Raw genomic sequence first — 18,959 nt, forward strand, 5'->3', positions numbered from 1 at the left:
TCACGTGTCCCGTAGCTTGGCCGTGAGGGTCGAAAGCGCGCGGTGCAGCGCCACCCGGACCGCGCCTTCGCTCATCGAAAATTTCTGCGCGGTCTGCTTGATCGAGCTCGCCTCGACCGCGATCGACTGCAGCACGTCACGCTGACGCTGCGGCAGCGTGTTCAGATGTGCCTCGACCTCGCCGGCGGAGACGGTCGGCGCCGGAGGCTCGTCGGCCAGCGTCTCCGCGAAATCGTCGATGTCGACGAACACGCGCCGGCCGCGCCGGCGCAGCATGTCGATAAGCTTGTTGCGGGCGATCGCGAACAGCCACGGCGCAAACGGGGCGCTGACGTCCCAGGTATGCCGCTTGAGGTGAACCGCCAACAGAATCTCCTGCACGATGTCCTCGGCCTGATCGGGCGGCTGGCCGGCGCGCGCCAGACCGCGCCGTGAAGCTGCACGCAACACGGGTGTGATCGCCCTCAGCAGACGATGATAGGCCTCGTCGTCACCGGCGACCGCCTGGCGCATCCAGGCCGTCCACTCGTCGTCACGCTCGCGCACCTAGGCTCCACCCCCAAGAATTCGCCCGGACTTCCAGCTTGTTACTCCCCGGCCGAGCTGATCACGAATTCGTGATTTTTGCTTCGGCCTCGGAAGCATCCGAGTTACGCCACATCGCGAGCACGCCGGCAGTCAAGTCTGGAACCGCTCCTTAGCACCGAATCGCAGGTGACAGGACCAGCTTTGTAAGGGAGGGCCGCAACTGCGGCGCCGCCAAGGTTTTGCCTTGAGCGGCAGGAAGATACCCATTTTCTGCCCCGTTCTCGACATTTGTGGGGGTCTCACTCGCGCATGGGCTGGCGGGATGGGGAGAACGCCGACGATGACGATCCAATCCAGGGGACGTTCAGCATTGATCATTGCCGCCGCGTTCGTGCTAGGCCTTGCAGGCACTGGATTGGCACGCGCGGCCGAGAAGGCCTATAGCCCGTTCCTGCCGGTCGGATCCGACAGCGCGCCGGAAGCCAAGACCGACGTGTTCCCGGCCCCGCAGGTCGAGGTCCAGGCCCAGGCGGCCGATGCCGCCGCGAACGAGACCGCACCGAGCGAGCCCGTCACCGTGAGCATGGCGACCGTCAGCAATGACGACAGCTCGGGTTGGGACCGGGCCTCGATCATCGGCAAGATCTTCATCGCCTGCGGCACCCTGCTCACGTTGGGCTCGGCCGCCCGGATGTTCATGATCTGAGGCGCCGCTCGGGCACACCGGCGACTTGAAGCGATTCGATCCAGCGGGCACATTGCCCGCTGTTTTGATTTGCGGGGTGGGAATCATGAGCGTTTACGAGCACATCATTGTCGAGGGCAAAGGCGCCGTCGGCGTCATCACCTTGAACCGGCCGAAAATGCTCAACGCATTATCTTTCGGCGTCTTCCGCGAGATCGCCGCAGCCGTCGACGACCTCGAGGCCGACGACGCCATTGGCTGCATCGTCATCACCGGCAGCGAGAAGGCGTTCGCCGCCGGGGCGGACATCAAGGAGATGCAGCCCAAGAGCTTCATCGACATGTTCTCGAGCGACTTCACCGCGATCGGCGGCGATCGCGTGGCGCGCTGCCGCAAGCCGACCATTGCCGCGGTCTCGGGCTATGCGCTGGGCGGCGGCTGCGAGCTCGCCATGATGTGCGACTTCATCATCTGCTCCGACACTGCCAAGTTCGGCCAGCCGGAAATCACGCTCGGCACCATCCCGGGCATCGGCGGCACGCAGCGCCTGACGCGCGCCATCGGCAAGGCCAAGGCCATGGACCTCTGCCTCACCGGCCGCATGATGGACGCGGCGGAAGCCGAACGCGCCGGCCTGGTCAGCCGCATCGTCCCGGCCGACAAGCTGATGGAAGAGACCATGGCTGCGGCCGAGAAGATCGCCGCGATGTCGCGTCCCGCCGCGGCGATGGCCAAGGAGGCCGTCAACCGCGCCTTCGAGACCCCGCTGTCCGAAGGCATGAACGTCGAGCGCAATCTCTTCCACGCCACCTTCGCCCTCGAAGACCGCGCCGAGGGCATGGCCGCCTTCATCGAGAAGCGCAAGCCGGTGAACAAGAACAGGTGAGCGTGCGCCACTCTGCGCGCCGCTGAGTCGCCTGTCTGGAAGTGAGCTCGAGCGCAGCCGCCCCGATTCGCGTCGCACGCCTGCCCCACTCACCCGCCTACCGCGCGATCATGCCGCGGCCCCGCGACGATTGGTCTGTGGCGGGAGCGCCACAACAAACCATGGAAAAGCCAGCCCAATTTCACACCAGCGGTTTGTGTGTGGCAGCTCCCCGCCGTAAACAGGTAAACGATTGGTTAAGATCGTGGGACGCGGCGGAGTCGGATGGTGGGTCGAGCCAAACAATTTGGCGTCGGCGGGGTGCATGCACGGCGGATCGGCCTTGGCCTGACCCTGGCCGTCGGCCTTGCGGCCATCGGCTCGCCTGCGCGCGCCGAGGATCTCGCGGCCGCGCTCGCCAAGGCGTATCAGACCAATCCGGCGCTCAATGCCGAGCGCGCGCGCCAGCGCGCCACCGATGAGAACGTGCCGCAGGCGCTGGCCGGCTATCGTCCGCAGCTGATTGCGAGCCTCGGCGCCGGCCTGCAGGCGGTGCGCAATCTGCTTCCCGGCAACACTGTCCAGACCGCGACCCTGAAGCCCTGGACTATCGGCGTCACCGTCTCGCAGACGCTGTTCAACGGCTTCCGCACCGCCAACAGCGTCCGCATGGCGGAGCTGCAGGTGCAGTCCGGCCGCGAGGCACTGCGCAATGTCGGCCAGGGCATCCTGCTCGACGCCGTCACCGCCTACACCAACGTGCTCGCCAACCAGTCGCTGGTCGAGGCGCAGAAGTCGAACGTTGCCTTCCTGCGCGAGACGCTGTCGGTGACGCAGCGCCGCCTCAACGCCGGCGACGTGACGCCGACCGATGCGTCGCAGGCCGAGGCGCGGCTGTCGCGCGGCCTCTCCGACCTCAACGCCGCCGAGGTCAATTTCGCCATCAGCCAGGCCACCTATGCGCAGGTGATCGGCATGGCGCCGGGCCAGCTCCGCGCTGCCGATCCGATCGACCGGCTGCTGCCGCGCTCGCGCGAGGATGCGATCGCACTCGCCAGCAAGGAGAATCCGGCGGTCGCGGCCGCCAGCTTCGACGTCGATGCGGCGTCGACCTCGATCCACATCGCCGAGGGCGCGCTGCTGCCGAGCGTGACCCTGCAGGGCAATGTCAGCCGCAGCCGCGATTCGGACCAGACGCTCGGCACCTTCGGCACCGACCAGGCCTCGATCGTCGGCAGCGTCACCGCGCCGATCTATGACGGCGGCACGGCCGCGTCGCAGACCCGGCAGTCCAAGGAGCTCGCGGCGCAGAGCCGCCTCGTGCTCGACCAGGTCCGCAACCAGACGCGCACAGCTGTCGTCAGCGCTTGGGTCGCCAATGAAGGCGCCAAGGTCGCCGTCAGCGCCTCCGAGGCCGAGGTCAAGGCTGCCACCGTCGCGCTGCAAGGCGTCTCGCGCGAGGCGCAAGGCGGCCAGCGCACCACCGTCGACGTGCTGAACTCGCAAGCCGACCTGATCCAGGCCAAGGCGCGCCTGATCGGCGCCCAGCGCGACCGCGTCATCGCCTCCTACACACTGCTCAGCGCGGTCGGCCGGCTCGACGTCAAGAACCTCAATCTGAACACGCCGGACTATCTGCCCGAAGTCCACTACCATCAGGTCCGCGACGCTTGGCACGGCCTGCGCACGCCGTCGGGGCAGTAGCAGCGCGAGCTCAAGCCGCGCTGTTCGCGCTTGCCCCCTGCCGCGCGACCGTTCACCCTCATCCCACCAGACGCGCGTCCCCCCACGCACGCGCGACATTCCGGGGGAGGATCACCATGTTGAACCGCCGCAGCCTGCTGCTGGCCTCGCTTGCCGCCGGAGTGACGATGAACACGACCGCCGCCCGCGCCAAGCCCTCGCAACCCGCCACTCCGGTCGACTTCGACGTGCCGGCGGATGCCTGCGACTGCCACACCCATATTCACGGCGATCCGGACAAGTTCCCGTTCGCGGCCAATCGCGTCTACACGCCGGAGCCGGCATCGCCTGAGGAGATGGCGGCCCTGCACAAGGCGCTACACATCAAACGGGTGGTGATCGTGACGCCGAGCGTCTACGGCACCGACAATTCCGCGACCTTGTTCGGCATGAAGGCCCGTGGCAACGACGCCCGCGGCGTCGCCGTGATCGACGACAAGACCACCGAGGCCCAGCTCGACGGCATGAATGCCGATGGCTTCCGCGGCATCCGCCTCAATCTCGCGACCGGCGGCGTCAACGATCCCAATGTCGGCCGTGCCCGCTTCCAGGCCGCCGTCGATCGCATGAAGGCGCGCGGCTGGCACGTCCAGCTCTACACGACGCCGACGATGATCGCGGCCATCAAGGACCTGGTGATGCAATCGCCGGTCACGGCCGTATTCGATCATTTCGGCGGCGCTCAGGCCGGGCTCGGCCTCGAGCAGCACGGCTTCTCGGATCTGGTCGAGCTCGTCCGCAGCGGCAAGGCCTATGTGAAGATCTCCGGCGCCTACCGCGCCTCGACCCGCGGACCGGATTACGCTGACGTCATCCCGTTCGCGAAAGCTCTGATCGCCGCCAACCCCGACCGCATCGTCTGGGGCACCGACTGGCCGCATCCGGATTCGTCGCCGCACCCGGAACTGAAGGTCACCGACATCAGGCCGTTCTATCCGATCGACGACGGCCGCCTGCTCAATCAGCTGCCGGTGTGGGCGCCGGATGCGGCGATCCGCCAGAAGATCCTGGTCGACAATCCGGCCAGGCTCTACGGCTTCTGACGGTTCTATCGCCTCGCCACCTCGACGTCGCGGAACGACACCAGGCGGCGCTGCTTTTCGTCCCACAGCACCAGCCGGACGCAGCGCAGGCTCTCGGGCAGCGTGATGCGGCCGATGTCGCGCAGTTCGGGATGATCGCGCAACACGACCGGCAGCCGGTAGTAGGGAATCCGGCTCGACAGATGGTGGACGTGGTGGATGCCGATGTTGCCGGTCAGCCAGCGCAACCATGCCGGCAGGTCGTAATACGAGCTGCCATACAAAGCCGCCTGCTGCATCGTCCATTGCTCGTCGTGCTCCCAGACGGTGTGCTCGAACTGGTGCTGGACATAGAACAGCCAGACGCCGGCCATGGCGGCGAACAGCATGATCGGCAGATGCACGGCCAGGAACGCCGGGATGCCGATCAGCCACATCAAGCCTGCGGCGACCAGGGCGATCCCGACATTGGTGGCCATCGTGCTGACCCAGGGCGACCAGCCGGCGCTCATGAAACCGATTGGCAGGCGGTGCTGCAGGAAAAACATGTAGGCGGGTCCGGCCACGAACATCACCAGCGGATGGCGGTACAGCCGGTAACGCAGACGCGCCCAGCTCGACCGGGCCTGATATTCCCGGACGGTCAAGGTATCGATATCGCCGATGCCGCGCCGGTCGAGGTTGCCGCTGGTGGCGTGGTGGATCGCATGCGCGCGTCGCCACCAGTCGTACGGCGTCAGGGTGAGCACGCCGAGGACGCGGCCGACCCAGTCATTGGCCCGGCGACCGGCGAAGAAGGTGCCATGGCCGCAATCGTGCTGGATCATGAACAGGCGTACCAGGAAGCCGCCGGCTGGAATGGCGATCAGCGATGACGCCCAGACATGGCCGATCGAGAACGCGAACCATGCGGCCGTCCACAGCGCCACCAGCGGCACGACCGTGATCACCAGTTCGGTCACGCTGCGCAGGCGGTCGGGCGTGCGGTAGCTGCTAAGGATCTGAGCCCAGTACCGGGCGTCGGCCGCCGTACGGCCCTCGTGAGCGCCGCCACGCACGGTGGCGCGGTCTTTCGGCACAATCGCCATCGCGACTGGCTGATCGAATTGCAATGTCGTCTCCACCCTGTGTTCTCTGGCGGCCGCGTTTGGCGCGGCCGCAAACTGAAGACCCCCTGCTGCCGCAGAACAGCCGGCAGGAGCTCAATACCCCATCAGCTTTCGCTGGTCTCGCCGTCGTCGAAGCCGGATGGCCCATCATGCGCCCGGCGACGAGCCGGAGGTAAAGAGCGCATGCGGCGATTCCGCGGAGAATAACCGGCCGAACGGCTGATGGCTAGGACAGGGCGAGTACGATCCGTATTCAGCCGCATCGGCGCCCTTTCCGGCCTCGGCCCGGGGCAGCGCCCGGTACCGAAGGCACTGGCCCACCGCCACCACGGTGAGGGATGAGCCCGGCGGTGATCCCGTCGTCGTCCCTCAGACAGCACTCCCCTCCCGTCGTGCAACTGAGAACATCTCCCAGATCGCGATGAACATGGCCGCGATCACCGGGCCGATGATGAAGCCATTGAGCCCGAACACATCGATTCCCCCGAGCGTCGAGATCAACACCACATAATCCGGCATCTTGGTGTCCTGCCCGACCAGGATGGGGCGCAGCAGATTGTCGACGAGGCCGATGACCAGGGCACCATAGGCGATCAGGATCACGCCCTGCCAGATCGCCCCGCTGGCGAGCAGATAGAGCGCGACCGGAAACCACACCAGTCCGGCGCCAAAGGCGGGAAGCAGCGACAGGAACGCCATCACCACGGCCCAGAGCAAGGGCGCGGTGATGCCGAGGAACCAGAAGATCAGGCCACCCAAGGCGCCCTGAGCCAGGGCGACGACGAGATTGCCCTTCACCGTGGCGCGGATCACCACCGTGAACTTCGCCAGCAACGCCTCGCGTTGCGCGTCGCGCAGCGGAATGGCGTTCGCAATGCGGGTCGACAGGGCAATGTCGTCGCGCAGCAGGAAGAACAGCAGATAGAGCATCAGGAACAGGTTGACGAAAAACTCAAAGGTTCCCTGACCGATGTTCAGCGCCTGGCTTGCGAGGATCTGGCTCCCTCTCAGCAGAACGGCGGACAATCTGTCCTTTAGCCCGGCCAGGCTGCCGAGCCCGAAGCGGTTGAGCAGATCGACCACCCAGGTCGGAAGCGCCTCCAGCACCTTCTGGAAGTACTGCCCGACGTCCAGCTGCCCAGACTGCGCCTGAGCGTAGACACCGGACGCCTGCTGCGCCAGCGCCGCTCCGATCAGCGACAGCGGGATGATGACGATCAGCACGACCAGCAGGACGACGATCGCCGCGGCAAGGCCGTCGCGGCCGTGCATCGCGCGCGACAGACGCCGGTGCAGCGGCGCAAACACGATCGCGCCGACGACGCCCCACAGCAGGGCGCCATAGAACGGCAGCAGGATCCAGCCGAGCGCCAGCGTGATCAGGACAAGCAGGAACAGCAGGATCCGGTCTTCCAAACTGCGCATCTCACCTTTCCGATCTGGCCGCGCCTTCGCGACGCGTGTCCGGCCCCTCGGCCGGCCGTCGCCGGATGCAACGCATGAACGCGGCATTCGGACTCCAACCTGGCTGCGAGACCGCTGCCGCAGATCGGCACCCATGCACGATCGCGTCGCAGCTCATATCACGTTCACCATCGGGCACGCACGCCGCCTCACGGTCATTCCGCGGCGCGGCTGCCCCGGAATGACGATCGGCGGAGCCGCGAGATCCTGCGCCAGAACACGGATTTCGCCCGCGCGCTCAACGACAACGCCGTTTTCAAGAGCTTCTGGAAAAAATAAATCTCTTCCGAAAATCAGCAAACACGTGCATAACCTCCGTGTTCCGGTCCGAATGAGGGGCGTACGCGTCGTCACGAGACGTTGGGCCGGCAATGCGGTGGACGCGAGGGCATCGGCGCGCATCATGTGCGGACGAGCGACGCACTGGCGTACGTGAAGTCGCGTGGTCCTGGCCTCCCGGTGCTGAGGCCAAGGTTGTGGAGTTCTGATGACCTTCGCAGCCGACGGGGGCAAGAAAGCCGGTCCCCGGGGAGAGCGCGTATAAGCGTGAAGACCATCGCGCAGGGAATGCCGGGATGTCTCGGCTGAACCTGTGGTTCTGCCGCCTGCATTTTTTTCGCAGGCGGGCCATGGGTGCGGCCAGCGCCCGGCATTCCCTGCGCCCTCATCATTTTCGAGGGCTCGCCTCCAGCATGATCCGGACGCTCCCCGCGTCGCGGCGATGCTGGAGCTTGCCCTGATAGTAACCTCCCTGCAGTCCCTGCCCCGTTGCCAAGCGCACGGCGAGCCGCAATAAACAGCGCTTTCCGAGGAGGCCGAACGGCCCATCGACCTGGAGGCATGATGATGACGACGAGACCAGCCGCAAAATCATCCGACAAGGATGTCTGGCGCGTCGGCGTGCTGTTCTCGCGCAGCGGCCTGATGGAGGTCACGGAGTCCGAACACTTCTTCGGCACGGCGCTGGCGATCCAGGAGATCAACAGGGACGGCGGCGTGCTCGGCCGCGAGATCGAGGTCGTCGCCTACGATCCGGGATCGCAGCCGGAAATGTTCCGCAAGCTCGCCGACCGCCTGCTCACCGAGGACGGCGCCTCCGTCATTTTCGGCTGCTCGACTTCGGCCGAGCGCAAGGCGGTGCTGCCGGCGATCGAGCGCCGCAACGGCCTGCTCTGGTATCCCTCGCTGTACGAGGGCTTCGAATATTCGCCGAACGTGATCTACACGGGACCAGCGCCGAACCAGAACGCGTTCCAGCTCGCCGAATACATCGTGCGCAAGCACGGTCCGCGCGTCTACCTGATCGGCTCGGACTACATCTACCCGCGCGAATCCAACCGGATCATGCGCGACCTCGTCGAGTCCTATGCCGGCCGCGTCGTCGGCGAGCAATATGTGACCATGGAGGCCACCGACGCCGAGCTGACGCGCAGCCTCGACGCCATCAGGGATGCCGCGCCCGACGTGGTGTTCTCGACCATCGTCGGCCGTACCGCGCAGCGCTTTTACCGGATGTATGCGCAGGCCGGCTTCGATCCGAAGCGGATGCCGATCGCCAGCCTCACCATGGCGGAAGGCGAGGTGCGTACGATCGGCGCCGAGTATTGCGCCGGCCACCTGACCGCCGCGAGCTATTTCGGCACGCTCGGGGGCGACAGCAACGATCGTTTCAAGACAGCGTTCGCGACGACTTTCGGCGCTGATACGCCGGTCAGCATGTGGAGCGCCTCGGCCTATGCGCAAATCAAACTGTTCGCGCTGGCGCTCGAACAGGCCGGCAGCCTCGACACCCAGAAGCTGGTCGAGGCTGCGCTCGGCCTCAGCCTGGAGGCGCCGGAGGGACCGATGCGGATCGATCCAGACAACAACCACGTCTGGACCACCCCGCGCATCGGCCGCGTGCGCGCCGACGGCCAGTTCGACATCGTCTGGGAGAGCAAGAGCCCGATCAAGCCGGACCCATATCTGTCGGTGTCGCCGATCGGCGGCCGCTGGCTGAGCGAAGAGGCGCTGTCAGCATGAGGCCGGATGACCGCATGAAGCCGGGCGTGCGACGCCTCATCGACGAGCTGCGCGGCGCCCGCGTGCTGGTGATTCATCCGCGCGATGCCGAGGGCGACGCTCTGATCGACCAGCTCAAGCGCATCGGCTGCAACGTGCGCGGCGTGTGGCCGCCGCCGGCCGCAATCCCACACGACATCGACACGGTGTTCCAGCTGATCGAGACCTCCGAGGAGATGATCTTTCCGGAAGGCAGCAGCGAGCATCCGCTCACCTTCATCGCCATCATCGACTATGAGAATCCGACGATCCTGAAGCGCCTGCTGGACAGCAATGCGCATGGCGTCGTCAACAAGCCGATCCGCTCGTTCGGCATCCTCTCCTCGCTGGTGCTGGCGCGCTCGCTGCGCGGCTACACGCGCCGGCTCGAAGGCAAGGTGCAGAAGCTCGAGGAGACGCTGAAGGCGCGGCGCGACGTCGACAAGGCGGTGAAAATCCTGATGGGACTGAAGCAGGTCGGCGAGGTCGAGGCCTATGAGCTGATCCGCGCGCAGGCAACTCAGAAGCGCGTGGCGATGGCCGACATCGCAATCTCCATCATCAATGCGCAGGAAACGCTGGGAGGATTGGGGGTGCTCGATGCGCCGGCTTCGCGCTGAAGCTGCGGCTGCGCGCTCATGCCTTGGGCAGCCGCGGCCTCAAATATTTGCAAACGACGGCGTTGACTTCGCCTCGCATATTTGAATTACTTGAGGTCAGCGCGGACATCGCATGTTCGCCAATGGCCGGTCGGCCATTTCACATCAGGCTATGCAGCCCTCGTATTGCGCCGCAAGGCGCAGTCGGGGGCTTTTTGTTTGGCGCGCGCGAACCTCGCGAACGCAACGGAGACTCGTGCCTTGACGACGGATGACAACAGCAAAGTACGGATCGCCTGCATCCAGATGCAGCCGATGGTCGGCGAGTTGGCCACCAACCTCGCCCGCAGCCTCGACCTGATCCAACAGGCGGTGGCGCAAGGCGCCAAGCTCGTGGTGCTCCCCGAGCTCGCCTCCTCCGGCTACGTGTTCAAATCGCGCGAGGAAGCCTTCGCCGCCTCCGAGACCATTCCCGGCGGCCCCGCGGTGACAGCGTGGAGCGAGATCGCGGCCAAGCACGGGCTGCATCTTGTCGCCGGCATCTGCGAGCGCGAGGGCGACAGGCTCTACAACAGCGCGGTGCTGATCGGGCCGAAGGGCTACATCGGCACGTTCCGCAAGGTGCACCTGTGGAACGAGGAGAACCTCTACTTCGAGCCCGGCAATCTCGGCTTCCCGGTCTACCACACCGAGATCGGCCGCATCGGCATGGCGATCTGCTACGATGGCTGGTTCCCGGAGAGCTTTCGCCTCAGCGCGCTGCAGGGCGCCGACATTGTCTGCGTCCCGACCAACTGGGTGCCGATCCCCGGCCAGGCGGAGGGCCGCGAGGCGATGGCCAACATCCTGGCGATGGCCGCGGCACACTCCAACTCCATCTTCATCGCCTGCGCCGATCGCGTCGGCGTCGAGCGCGGCCAGCCTTTCGAGGGCCAGAGCCTGATCGTCAGCTACACCGGCTGGCCAGTGGCCGGCCCCGCGAGCCGCGACAAGGAGGAGATCGTGATCGCCGACGTGGCGCTCGGCGAGGCCCGCCGCGCCCGCAACTGGAACGCCTTCAACCAAGTCCTGCGCGACCGCCGCTCCGACGTCTACGACGAGATGCTCGGCAGCAAGGTCGAGCGCGGCTGGTACTGACACCCTTTTTCATTTCGACCAATCATGGAGGACAATCGATGACATCGCGCTTTCTGACTACCTCGCTCGCGCTCGCCCTTTTGGCGGGGACGGCGCTCTCGCCTGCTCTGGCCGCCGATTCGATCAAGATCGGTGTCCCCGTCGGCTTGTCCGGCGCCAACTCCGTCGTCGCCCCATCGGTGGTGCAGTCCGCCGAGCTCGCGGTCGAGGAGATCAATGCCAAGGGCGGCGTGCTCGGCCGCAAGCTGGAACTGGAAGTCGCTGACGACGCCTCCGGTGCCGCCGGGGCGCAGAAGGCGTTCGACGCATTGGTGTTCCAGAAGAAGGTCAACGTGCTGATCTCGATGGAGACGAGCGCGGCCCGCAACGCCGGCCTGCCAATCGTCGCCCGCGGCAAGACGCCCTACATCTACACCTCGTTCTACGAGGGCAAGTCCTGCAGCCCCTATCTCTACGTCAACGCCTGGGTGCCGGACCAACAGGTGCCGCCGATCGTCGACTATTTCACCAAGGAGAAGAAGGCGAAGAGCTACTTCCTGATCGGCTCCGACTACGCCTTCGGCCGCGGCATGCTCGGCTTCACCAAGACGTATGTCGAGAAGACGGGCGGCAAGGTTGTCGGCGAGGAATACCTGCCGATGGACGGCTCGGACTGGACTTCGATCATCTCCAAGCTCAAGGCCTCCGGCGCGGACGCGCTGATCACTTCGACCGCGGGCGGCGCGCCGAACGTCACCCTGACCAAGCAGCTGCGCGCCGCCGGCGTGAACCTGCCTTATGGCAATCTCGCCGTCGACGAGGGCACCGCCAAGGGCATGGGCGCCGATGCCGCCGGCATCTATCTCTCTGCCTCCTACGTCACGGGCATCGACACGCCGGCCAACAAGACTTTCCTGGCGTCGATGGCCAAGAAGTTCGGCGCCGAGCTGAAGACCCCGAACGATCTCTCGGTCCCGCAGTATGAGGCGGTCTACGCCTACAAGGCCGCGGTCGAGAAGGCCGGCAGCACCGACCAGGACAAGGTGCTGAAGGCGCTCGGCGAGGTCTCGGTCGACGGCCCGCGCGGCACCATCAAGATGGACAAGCAGCGCCATGCGCCGCTGACTATGTATCTCGGCCAGGTCCAGGCCGACGGCAGCGTCAAGGTGATCCAGAGCTTTGCGAATGTCGATCCCGGCGCGCAATGCCCGGGCAAATCCTGACCGATCAGGTCCACATCGCGTATGATCCCGCGGGGCGGACTCAACGCCCGCCCCGCTTCTCTCAACTGGAAGTGACCATGCTGACCGTCGCTCTCGATGCCGTCACGACGGCCGCCATGCTCTTCATCATCGCCGCCGGTCTCCTGATCGTGTTCGGCGTGATGAAGATCATCAACTTCGCTCACGCCGCCTTCCTCACCGTCGGCGCCTACGCCGCGCTGATCGGCGCGCAACTGGGTCTGCCGTGGTTTCTGATTCTGCCGCTGGCCTTCGTCGCCGGCGCAGTCTGCGGCGGCGTCACGGAGATCGTGATCGTCCGCCGTCTTTATAAGCGCCCGCTCGATGCGATTCTCGCCACTTGGGGTCTCGGCATCGTGCTGGGCCAGCTCATCACGCTGATGTTCGGCCGCGAGGTGCAGTTCGTGCAGGCGCCGATCTCGGGCACGGTGCATCCGTTCGGCGCCGACTATTCCGCCTACCGGCTGGTGATGATCGTTGCGGCCGTGATCGTCGGCCTGCTGTTCACCGGCCTTCTCAACGGCACTCGGCTTGGTTTGTCGACCAAGGCCGTGATCATGAACGAAATGCTGGCGCAGGGCCTCGGCGTCGACTCCTCGCGCGTGCGGCTGATCACCTTCGCGCTTGGCAGCGGGCTCGCCGCGTTGTCGGGCGCGCTGATCACGCCGCTGTCGAGCGTCGATCCGAACATGGGCGTACCCTGGCTGATCGGCGCGTTCATGCTGGTCATGGTGTCCGGCGGCTCGTTGCTGGCGCTGGCCGGCTCCTGCGCCGTGCTCGGGACCCTGCAGGTCCTGGTCTCGACCTTCGTCAATCCGATCCTCGGCGGTCTCACCATCGCGATCTGCGCCGCCATCGTGCTGCGGATCCGGCCGGAGGGTTTTGCCCGTGGCTGATGCGCGCCCCCTCGCCTCTCCCGCGACGTCGCCGGCCAGCCATGCGCTGCCGCGCCTGATCATCCCGGCGCTGCTCGTGGCCATCGCGGCCGCCGTGATCGTCGTCGCCCCGCTGCTGCTCGACACCTACCTCGTGAACATCCTGGTGCGCGCCTGCTTCGTCGCGATCGCCGCGATCACCGTCGACATCATGTGGGGCTATTGCGGCACGCTGACCTTCGGTCAATCGGCGTTCTTCGGCATCGGCGCCTATGCGCTGGCCATCATGTTCACCGAATACGGCTTCGGCCCCTGGCAGATCTGCGCCGCGATCGGTGCCGCCGTGGTGGTGGCCGCCGCGGTCGCCGCGTTCACCGGCTGGCTGTCGTTCTACCCCGGCTCGACGCCGCTCTACGCCTCGGTGATCTCGCTGGTGGTGCCGATCGTGCTGGTGCAGATCCTCTACTCCGGCGGCACCTTCACCGGCTCCTCCAGCGGTCTCGTCGGCTTCGAGAGTTTCGACCTGGAGATCGAGACCTGGCTGCGCCTCGCCGGGCTCGGACTGCTCGCAACCGCAGTGCTCGCACTGGTCGTGATGCGCAGCGACACCGGGCGGCTGTTGTCGGCGCTACGCGACAACGACGCGCGCTGCACCTATCTCGGCATCGACACCTCGCGGCTGCGCATCGTCGTGCTGGTACTGTCGGCGATCGTCTCGGCGCTGGCCGGCTTCTTCTATGCCGGCTTCGGCGCGGTGGCCGCGCCGGAGAACGCCAGCTTCACCTTCGGCACCAACCTCGTGATCATGGTCGCGCTCGGCGGCCGCGGCACCGTGATCGGCCCGGTCATCGGCGCGCTGTGCATCGAGGTCGCGAGCGCCTATCTCGCCAACAGCCTGCCCTATGTCTGGGAGCTGATCGTCGGGCTGGCGCTGATCATCGTGATCCTCGTCTTCCCCGACGGCCTGCTCGGCGCGGTGATGCGCCTGCTGAGGCGCGGCGCTGGAGGCGGCATGGCGACGACGCTGCATCCGGCGGCCGGCGCGACGGCCGTCAGCCATCCGGATGCCCTTGCCATCGAGGTGCGCGGGCTGGGCAAGCACTTCGGCAGCCTGTCGGTGCTGGACGGGGTGCAGTTCACCGCACACCGCGGCGAGCTGTTGAGCCTGGTCGGTCCCAACGGCGCCGGCAAGACGACCTTGATCCGCTGTCTCTCGGACGGTCGCGAGCGCTCGGCCGGCGCGGTCGCCATCGCCGGCCACGACATCGCGCGGCTGCCGCCGGATCGCGTGGTTCGATTTGGTCTGGGACGCAAGTTCCAGACGGCGTCGGTGTTCGAGACCCTGACCGTCGCCGAGTGCCTGCGCGTGGCGCGGACGCATGCCGATCCGCCTGGGTTGATTTCGCGCTCTGCGACGCTGGCGCTGCCGCCCGCGGCGCTGTCGGTGGTCGAACGCTCCGGCCTCAGCGAGCGGCTCGACGAGGAGGCGCGCAATCTCAGTCACGGACTGAAGCAGGCGCTCGAGCTGGCGATGGTGCTGTCGCTCGAGCCGGACGTACTGCTGCTCGACGAGCCGACCGCCGGCCTCACCCGCGCCGAGCGCCAGGGCTTCGCTGATATCCTGACCACCCTCGCCCGCCGTGACCGCCTCTGCATCCTCCTGGTCGAGCACGACCTCGATTTCGTCCGCGAGATCTCTTCGCGCATCATCGTGCTGCACCAGGGCCGTCTTGCGCTCGACGGCTCTGTGGATGAGGTCGTGAACAGCGAGCTGGTCCGCGAGATCTACACCGGTCAGCACGTGTCGCACGCGGAGGTGCCGGCATGAGCACGATGTTGGAAGTGAGCGAGTTGGCCAGCGGCTATGGCTCGTCCGAAGTCATCAGCAATGTCGGCTTCGCGCTGGCGAAGGCCGAGACGCTCGCGATCGTCGGCAAGAACGGCATGGGCAAGACCTCGCTGCTGAAGGCCATCATCGGCTTCCTGCCGGCGTGGCGCGGCAAGGTCAGGCTCGGCGGCAAGGACGTCACGCGCGTCGCGCCGCATCTGAAGCGCAAGATGGGGCTGGTCTACGTGCCGCAGGAGCATGCGCTGTTCCAGGACCTCTCGGTGCGCGACAATCTCAGGCTCGGGCTGCTGTCGGACAAGGACATCGATGCGCTGTTCGAGCAGGTCGGCGGCTGGTTTCCGGTTTTGACCAAACGGCTCAACCAGCGTGCCGGCACGCTGTCGGGCGGCGAGCAGAAGATGCTGATCGTAGCCCGCGCGCTGATGGCCAAGCCCGACGTGCTGCTGCTCGACGAGGTCACCGAGGGCCTGCAGCCCTCCGTCGTCGACCGCCTGTCCGAGGTGCTGGTGCGTGTCCGGCGCGAGATCGGCACCTCGATGATCGTGGTCGAGCAGCATCTGCCATTCGCGCTTCGGATCAGCGACCGCTACCTCGTGTTCAAGCGAGGCGAGATCGTCGATGCCGCCGCTGTCGATGCCGGCGCCGCGGAACGGATCGACGGGCACATGCGGATCTAGCGCACGCGCCGGCGCGAGAACAGCGAGATCAGCACCGGCAGCGTGATCAGGATGACGACGGGCGCCAGCATCATGCCGGTGACGACGACGATCGCCAGCGGCTTCTGCACCTGCGAGCCGATACCGGTCGAAAGCGCCGCCGGAAACAGACCGATGCCGGCGACGACGCAGGTCATCAGCACGGGCCGCAGCTGCAACTCGCCGGTGCGGATCACCGCCTCGATGCGGTCGACGCCCTCGTCGATCAGCTGGTTGAACTGCGACAGGATGATGATGCCGTCCATCACGGCGATGCCGAACAAAGCGATGAAGCCGATCGCCGCGGACACGCTGAACGGAATGCCCGTGAGCACGAGGCCGACGACGCCGCCGAAGATTGCCATCGGGATCACGCTCATGGCGAGCAAGGTGTCGGCCATCGAGCCGAAATTGAACCACAGCAGCACGCCGATCAGCGCGAGGCTGATCGGAACCACGATCGACAGCCGCTTGATGGCGTCCTGCAGATTGCCGAACTCGCCGACCCATTCGAGATGCGATCCCGGCGGCAGTTGCACCTGATCGGCGACCTTCTGCTGCGCCTCCTGGATGGCGCTGCCGAGGTCGCGCTCGCGCACCGAGAACTTGATCGGCAGATAGCGCTCCTGCTGCTCGCGATAGATATAGGCCGCGCCCGACACCAGCTTGATGGTCGCGACCTCGCTCAGCGGAATCTGCGTGATGCCGTTCGGACCCTGGGCACCGATGCGCAAATTCTCGATCGCCTCGGCGCTCTTGCGATACTCGGGCGCGAGCCGGACGATGATCGGGAAATGCCGGTCGCTGCCCGGCTCATAGAGATCGCCCGCAGTGTCGCCGCCGATCGCGACCTTGATGGTCGCGTTGATGTCGCCGGGTGCGAGGCCGTAGCGCGCGGCCTTGGCGCGGTCGATGTCGATCTGCACCGTCGGCTGTCCCAGCGAGGTGAACACCGCGAGGTCGGTCACGCCCTGCACCGTCGACAGCACCTGCTTGATCTTGTTGGCGGTGTCGGTCAGCGCCTGCAGATCGTTGCCGTAGAGCTTGATCGAGTTCTCGCCCTTCACGCCGGACACCGCTTCCGAGACGTTGTCCTGCAGATATTGCGAGAAGTTGAATTCGACGCCGGGGAAGCGATCGTCGAGCTGCTTCAAGAGCTCGGCGGTGAGCTGATCCTTGTCCTTGGTGCCCGGCCAGTCCTTGACCGGCTTCAGCGGCGCGAAGAACTCGGCATTGAAGAAGCCGGCGGCGTCGGTACCGTCGTCGGGGCGGCCGTGCTGCGAGACCACGGCGTCGACCTCGGGACGCGCGCGGATCATCTTGCGCATCTCGTTGACGTAGGCATTGCCTTCCTGCAGCGAGATCGTCGGCGGCAGGGTGGCGCGGATCCAGAGGTTGCCCTCTTCCAGCTTGGGCAGGAATTCGAGGCCGAGCAGCCGGCCGACCACCACGGTGAGCAGCACGAGACCGATCGCGCCGGTCATCACCAGATTGCGGTTGCCCACCGCCCAGCGCAGCACCGGCGAATAGATCGCGTGCAACAGGCGCATCAGCCGGGTCTCGGTCTCCTCGACATGGGCCGGCAGGATGATGGCGCTGAGCGCCGGGGTCACCGTGAAGGTCGCGAGCAGGCCGCCGGCCAGCGCATAGGCATAGGTCCGCGCCATCGGCCCGAAGATGTTGCCCTCGACTCCGCTCAGCGTGAACAGCGGCAGGAAGGCGGCGATGATGATGGCCGCGGCAAAGAAGATCGAGCGCGACACGTCGGCGGCGGCCGACAGGATCGCATGCCCCTTCATGCCCATCATCGTCTCGGGCGAGATGTGGCTCTCCTCCGCGGCCGACAGCGGCGTGGTCTGCGTGAGCCGGCGGAAGATCGCCTCCACCATGATGACAGTGGCATCGACGATCAGGCCGAAATCGATCGCGCCGACCGACAGCAGGTTGGCGGACTCGCCGCGCAGCACCAGGATGACGACGGCGAAGAACAGGGCAAACGGGATGGTGGCGCCGACGATCAGCGCGCTTCTGAGATTGCCGAGGAACACCCATTGCAGCAGAACGATGAGGCCGATGCCCACCACCATGTTGTGCAGCACGGTGTGGGTCGTGGTGTCGATCAGGTCCTTGCGGTCGTAGATCCGCTCGATCCGGACGCCCGGCGGCAGGATCGTCGAATTGTTGATCTGGTCGACCAGTTGCTCGACGCGCGCGATCGTCGGCGAGCTCTGCTCGCCGCGCCGCATCAGCACGATGCCCTGGACGATGTCGTCATTGTTGTTGAGGCCGGCGATGCCGAGCCGCGGCTTCTCCGCCACCGTGACGCTGGCGACGTCCTTCACCAGCACCGGATTGCCGCCGCTCTGCGACACCATGGTGTTGGCGAGATCGTCCATCGAGCGGATCAGGCCGACGCCGCGCACTACAGCCGACTGCGTGCCGATCTCGACCGTGTTGCCACCGACGTTGATGTTGGAGTTGCCGACTGCCTGCAGCAGCTGCGGCAGGGTGAGGCCGTTGGCGACCAGCTTGTTGAAATCGACCTGGATCTCATACGTCTTCGTCTTGCCGCCCCAGCCGGTGACGTCGATGACTCCCGGCACAGCGCGGAAGCGGCGCTGCAGCACCCAGTCCTGCAAGGTCTTGAGGTCGAGCACGCTGTAGCCGGGCGGACCGCGCAGCCGGTAGCGATAGATCTCGCCGACCGCGCTTAATGGCGAGATCTGCGGCGTAACGTTGCCCGGCAGCGGCGACAGCTGCGACAGGCGGTTCAAGACCTGCTGCAGCGCCTCGTCATAGGTGTAGTCGAACGAGAACTGCAGCTTGACGTCGGACAGGCCGTACAAGGAGATCGTCCGGATCGTCCGCAGGTTCTTGATGCCGGCGACCTGGGTCTCGATCGGGATGGTGATGTAGCGCTCGATCTCCTCGGCCGAGAGACCCGGGCTCTGCGTCACGATGTCGACCATCGGCGGGGTCGGATCGGGATAGGCCTCGATGTTGAGCTGGCGGAATGCGATCAGGCCACCGATCAGCACGGCGACGAATAGTCCGACCATCAGGAAGCGCCGTTGGACGGCGATGGCAACGAGGCGATCCATTCAGGTCGAAACTTTCAGCACGTCAGG

The 18,959-nt window shown here is 66.1% G+C and carries 15 protein-coding genes; 11 read left to right on the forward strand and 4 right to left on the reverse strand.

Annotation, left to right across the window (positions count from 1 at the left end):
- Entirely contained in the window at positions 1 to 546 is a 546-nt protein-coding gene (locus ACQR1I_RS22840; RefSeq protein WP_434868357.1) for a sigma-70 family RNA polymerase sigma factor, read from the reverse strand.
- Between the two features lie 322 nt (positions 547 to 868).
- On the opposite strand from ACQR1I_RS22840, the gene ACQR1I_RS22845 reads away from it, so the two are divergent.
- The 4 genes from ACQR1I_RS22845 to ACQR1I_RS22860 all read left to right on the forward strand — a co-directional run bounded on the left by ACQR1I_RS22845 (position 869) and on the right by ACQR1I_RS22860 (position 4,864).
- A complete protein-coding gene (locus tag ACQR1I_RS22845; RefSeq protein ID WP_434868356.1) occupies positions 869 to 1,234 on the forward strand; it encodes a hypothetical protein in 366 nt (121 codons plus the stop codon).
- An 85-nt stretch (positions 1,235 to 1,319) separates the two neighbouring features.
- Positions 1,320 to 2,099, forward strand: a complete 780-nt coding sequence (locus ACQR1I_RS22850) for an enoyl-CoA hydratase (RefSeq protein WP_035647100.1) — start codon at positions 1,320 to 1,322, stop codon at positions 2,097 to 2,099.
- Between the two features lie 264 nt (positions 2,100 to 2,363).
- Positions 2,364 to 3,782, forward strand: coding sequence for a TolC family outer membrane protein (locus tag ACQR1I_RS22855; protein ID WP_434868355.1), 1,419 nt, complete (start codon positions 2,364 to 2,366; stop codon positions 3,780 to 3,782).
- A 116-nt stretch (positions 3,783 to 3,898) separates the two neighbouring features.
- Entirely contained in the window at positions 3,899 to 4,864 is a 966-nt protein-coding gene (locus ACQR1I_RS22860) for an amidohydrolase family protein (RefSeq protein WP_434868354.1), read from the forward strand.
- Positions 4,865 to 4,869: 5 nt separating this feature from the next.
- Here the strand turns inward: ACQR1I_RS22860 and ACQR1I_RS22865 are convergent, their stop codons facing one another.
- Positions 4,870 to 5,931, reverse strand: coding sequence for a fatty acid desaturase (locus ACQR1I_RS22865; RefSeq protein ID WP_434868457.1), 1,062 nt, complete (start codon positions 5,929 to 5,931; stop codon positions 4,870 to 4,872).
- Positions 5,932 to 6,321: 390 nt separating this feature from the next.
- A complete protein-coding gene (locus ACQR1I_RS22870; RefSeq protein ID WP_434868353.1) occupies positions 6,322 to 7,377 on the reverse strand; it encodes an AI-2E family transporter in 1,056 nt (351 codons plus the stop codon).
- An 885-nt stretch (positions 7,378 to 8,262) separates the two neighbouring features.
- On the opposite strand from ACQR1I_RS22870, the gene ACQR1I_RS22875 reads away from it, so the two are divergent.
- The 7 genes from ACQR1I_RS22875 to ACQR1I_RS22905 all read left to right on the forward strand — a co-directional run bounded on the left by ACQR1I_RS22875 (position 8,263) and on the right by ACQR1I_RS22905 (position 15,813).
- On the forward strand, positions 8,263 to 9,438 hold the full coding sequence (locus tag ACQR1I_RS22875; protein WP_434868352.1) for a transporter substrate-binding domain-containing protein: 1,176 nt from the start codon (positions 8,263 to 8,265) through the stop codon (positions 9,436 to 9,438).
- Positions 9,439 to 9,452: 14 nt separating this feature from the next.
- A complete protein-coding gene (locus ACQR1I_RS22880) occupies positions 9,453 to 10,076 on the forward strand; it encodes an ANTAR domain-containing response regulator (RefSeq protein WP_434868456.1) in 624 nt (207 codons plus the stop codon).
- Between the two features lie 240 nt (positions 10,077 to 10,316).
- Positions 10,317 to 11,192 carry a nitrilase family protein gene (locus tag ACQR1I_RS22885; RefSeq protein WP_434868351.1) on the forward strand — a complete coding sequence of 292 codons (876 nt, stop codon included), beginning with the start codon at positions 10,317 to 10,319 and terminating at the stop codon, positions 11,190 to 11,192.
- A gap of 38 nt (positions 11,193 to 11,230) precedes the next feature.
- Positions 11,231 to 12,394, forward strand: coding sequence for a substrate-binding protein (locus ACQR1I_RS22890; RefSeq protein ID WP_434868350.1), 1,164 nt, complete (start codon positions 11,231 to 11,233; stop codon positions 12,392 to 12,394).
- 77 nt (positions 12,395 to 12,471) lie between these two features.
- Positions 12,472 to 13,308, forward strand: coding sequence for a branched-chain amino acid ABC transporter permease (locus tag ACQR1I_RS22895; protein WP_434868349.1), 837 nt, complete (start codon positions 12,472 to 12,474; stop codon positions 13,306 to 13,308).
- Positions 13,301 to 15,115 (forward strand): branched-chain amino acid ABC transporter ATP-binding protein/permease, encoded by a 1,815-nt coding sequence (locus ACQR1I_RS22900; RefSeq protein ID WP_434868348.1) that lies wholly within the window; start codon positions 13,301 to 13,303, stop codon positions 15,113 to 15,115. The genes ACQR1I_RS22895 and ACQR1I_RS22900 overlap by 8 nt, the downstream gene beginning before the upstream one ends.
- Positions 15,112 to 15,813 carry an ABC transporter ATP-binding protein gene (locus tag ACQR1I_RS22905; RefSeq protein WP_434868347.1) on the forward strand — a complete coding sequence of 234 codons (702 nt, stop codon included), beginning with the start codon at positions 15,112 to 15,114 and terminating at the stop codon, positions 15,811 to 15,813. The genes ACQR1I_RS22900 and ACQR1I_RS22905 overlap by 4 nt, the downstream gene beginning before the upstream one ends.
- Here ACQR1I_RS22905 and ACQR1I_RS22910 read toward each other — a convergent pair.
- Complete coding sequence (locus ACQR1I_RS22910; protein WP_434868346.1) at positions 15,810 to 18,932, reverse strand: efflux RND transporter permease subunit; 3,123 nt, start codon at positions 18,930 to 18,932, stop codon at positions 15,810 to 15,812. The genes ACQR1I_RS22905 and ACQR1I_RS22910 overlap by 4 nt on opposite strands.
- Positions 18,933 to 18,959: the final 27 nt, after the last annotated feature.

Source organism: Bradyrhizobium sp. HKCCYLS2038 (assembly GCF_051167655.1).
In the GTDB taxonomy this organism is placed as follows: Bacteria; Pseudomonadota; Alphaproteobacteria; order Rhizobiales; family Xanthobacteraceae; genus Bradyrhizobium.